The 2,409-nt window shown below is 49.4% G+C and carries 5 protein-coding genes; all 5 read right to left on the bottom strand.

The annotated features are described in order from the left end of the window. Positions 1-626, bottom strand: a 626-nt coding sequence (gene mobQ, locus DWZ44_RS17835) for a MobQ family relaxase (protein ID WP_147342494.1), incomplete at its 3' end; no start/stop codon positions are given. Between the two features lie 194 nt (positions 627-820). Beyond that, positions 821-1,249 (bottom strand): hypothetical protein, encoded by a 429-nt coding sequence (locus DWZ44_RS17830; RefSeq protein WP_055218800.1) that lies wholly within the window; start codon positions 1,247-1,249, stop codon positions 821-823. 296 nt (positions 1,250-1,545) lie between these two features. Continuing rightward, positions 1,546-1,842 (bottom strand): DUF3847 domain-containing protein, encoded by a 297-nt coding sequence (locus DWZ44_RS17820; protein ID WP_055060286.1) that lies wholly within the window; start codon positions 1,840-1,842, stop codon positions 1,546-1,548. Then, entirely contained in the window at positions 1,835-2,176 is a 342-nt protein-coding gene (locus DWZ44_RS17815; protein ID WP_055060285.1) for a DeoR family transcriptional regulator, read from the bottom strand. Before DWZ44_RS17815 ends, DWZ44_RS17820 begins: the two co-directional genes overlap by 8 nt. Next, positions 2,173-2,361, bottom strand: coding sequence for a hypothetical protein (locus DWZ44_RS17810; protein ID WP_055060284.1), 189 nt, complete (start codon positions 2,359-2,361; stop codon positions 2,173-2,175). Before DWZ44_RS17810 ends, DWZ44_RS17815 begins: the two co-directional genes overlap by 4 nt. Positions 2,362-2,409: the final 48 nt, after the last annotated feature.

Below are 2,409 nucleotides of genomic sequence, written 5' to 3'. Positions count from 1 at the left end.
TTGGCTTCCAGATAGCGGTTCTGGATGACCTCCCATTCATGCCGCCAGATTTCGCAATACTTCTGGTCGTTCCAATCCACCGTATCCTCCTTGTGGCTTTTCCATCTGCCGGACGGAAGTTTTATCCGTTCCCCGTTTTCGTCAAGGTCATAAACCTTGCGGCTCTTGGGAAGCCATTTTCCATGTTCGTCCATTGCCCTCATAGTGAGCATGACATGGGCGTGGGGATTGTGTCCCGGCGGATGGGGGTCATGGATGGCAAAATCAGCAATCATGCCTTTGGAAACAAACTGCTGCTCACAAAACTCCCGGACAAGGACAGCATACTGGTCGGGTGGTATCTCTCTTGGGATGGTAAGCACCCACCGCCTTGCAAGCTGGGAGTTCCATTGCTTTTCCACCGCTTCGGCGGCGTTCCATAAAGTATTGCGGTCTGCATACGACCGTGGGGCGTTTGCCGGGAGCAGAATTTCATTGTGGACAATACCACGCTTTTCCGGGTAGTGCTTCACTTGCTGGTCGTATTCACAGAACAGCTTTTCGCCGCTTTGGTAAGCAGCGGCGGCAACCGCAGACTGTCGCTGGCTGCGCTGAACAATCGTGATTTCGTTGTGTGGGCAGGGCATTTCGTGTCCCTCCTTTCGGTAATTGGTGGATGGGGTGGCGTTTTACCACCTCATTTCGGGCAGAAAAAAAGCAGGCAACCTTTTTCAGATTTCCTGCTTGGTGTGCCGCTGTGTGGGCGGCGGGTATTAAGTTGTAAAAGTTCGGGACAAGTTGACCCGATGTGTGAGTGGCAAACTGGAAGTTCTTACGCTTATCAATACCCCCACGTCATTAACTTCCATTCTCCACCTTCACACCGTGCAAGCCACCATGACCAAGTGTATTCTTCGTTCGCCTCCCATGCACCGCCGCCGTTTTTTGGCGAACGGAAACTACTTTTAAATGCAATACATTGCGTAAAGGCTTCTTTATTATCTTCCGTTCTTAAATCATTCATCCATTCAATGTTATCTGCATTGTTGCATTCTTCATCTGGCATATAAGAAAGGCTATGCAATTCACAGCCCTCAAACGAAGCGAACTGCTTTTTTATAATCTCAATGGCAGAATCTATTTCTTCTTTTGAATAAACGGAAGATGCTCCATAATCAATTTCCACTTTTGATGTATCGCCGTTCTTTCCGCATCCGGCAAAGAGAAGAACCAGCACAATGCAAAGCGTTACGGTTATAATCTTTTTCATAGTGAATACCTCCAACTCCCGATTTCTCATTGACTTCATTATACTTTATTCGACCCTCAAAGTACAGAGAGCTTTTGTAAAACTTGTCGGCTGGGAACAGCTTACAACGCAAGGTGTCCCCAGATGGCAAGTCCACAAAAGGGTAGCTGGCGGCAGCCAGCGCAGGGGAAGCGTAGCGTCCCCTGTTTGATTTGGAGCAGACCATGACTGCGGAAAATCACAGCCCTCCGGTGAGGAGCCTTCGGAGAACGCAATGCACCAACCTCTGGGTGGTGTATAATTGCGCCCTTAGTAAACTAAGGGTTTTCCGGCTTCTCCCGTTCCAGCAGTTTTTTCAACAGTTCCTGCGTGTCCTGCCTGTGAAAAATGAGTTTCAACAGCAGCATGACATCATCATCTGTCAGGCGTTCCGGCTCTTGCAGAAAACTTTCCAGCATACCGCCACGGGTACAGAGCCGATGCCTCCGTTCCTTTCGGGTAAGCTGCTTTAGCTGGTGCTGCAATGCCTTTTCATCATTGATTGCTTTCCGCAGTTTCTTTTCGCTTTTCTCCAACTCCCGGTTGAGCTTTTCCAGCTTTGAGGTATCAGGCAAGGGCAGTATCCTCCTTTCCCGGTATCAGCACATAAATCCTGTTTGGTTCTCCAATGCCCTGACGCACCCGCATGATAAGTCCGGCAGTTTCCAGTTCATTCAGAGAACGCTTGACCGTCATGGGGCTGCGGGACAGGACTGCGGCAATGGCTGTGACAGGGAAGCAGACAAACAGGATTCCGTTCTCGTCCTCCTGCCCTTTGGATAGTATAGCGTCTAACATCCGGCAGTACATGACCTTTGCGGTGCTGCTGACTGGAAACCCTGTCAATGCTCTGGGAAATGGCATACAGGGCGGCAGTGGTGTGTCTATCGTCATAAATTCAAAATTCATTCTGTGTGTTCCTCCTTTTTCTTGGCTCGTTTGGATAAATAATGAGGGCAGTCAATCACAACCGCCCGGAAGCTCTGCCTGCACCCATGCTGGCATTTCCGGCATAATTCGTTGTAAGTGACACGCCCCCGGTCATTGAGGTAAAAGGAAAGCTCATGCTTCCTTTTTTTGCTCATTCTCGGCATATTGTGTTTTCTCCCGTTTTAGTGTATGGTTTCGGGGCGATTTTCGGC

It is taken from the genome of Blautia sp. AF32-4BH (genome assembly GCF_003460565.1).
GTDB lineage: Bacteria > Bacillota > Clostridia > Lachnospirales > Lachnospiraceae > Fusicatenibacter > Fusicatenibacter saccharivorans.
Note: the sequence above shows the minus strand (reverse complement) of the source record. Positions and strands in the feature narration are given on the sequence as shown.

Bases quoted from the DNA above. Each gene is read 5' to 3' on its own strand.
- DWZ44_RS17830 (WP_055218800.1), bottom strand. From the start codon at position 1,249: ATGAAAAAGATTATAACCGTAACGCTTTGCATTGTGCTGGTTCTTCTC.
- DWZ44_RS17815 (WP_055060285.1), bottom strand. From the start codon at position 2,176: ATGAATTTTGAATTTATGACGATAGACACACCACTGCCGCCCTGTATG.
- DWZ44_RS17810 (WP_055060284.1), bottom strand. From the start codon at position 2,361: ATGCCGAGAATGAGCAAAAAAAGGAAGCATGAGCTTTCCTTTTACCTC.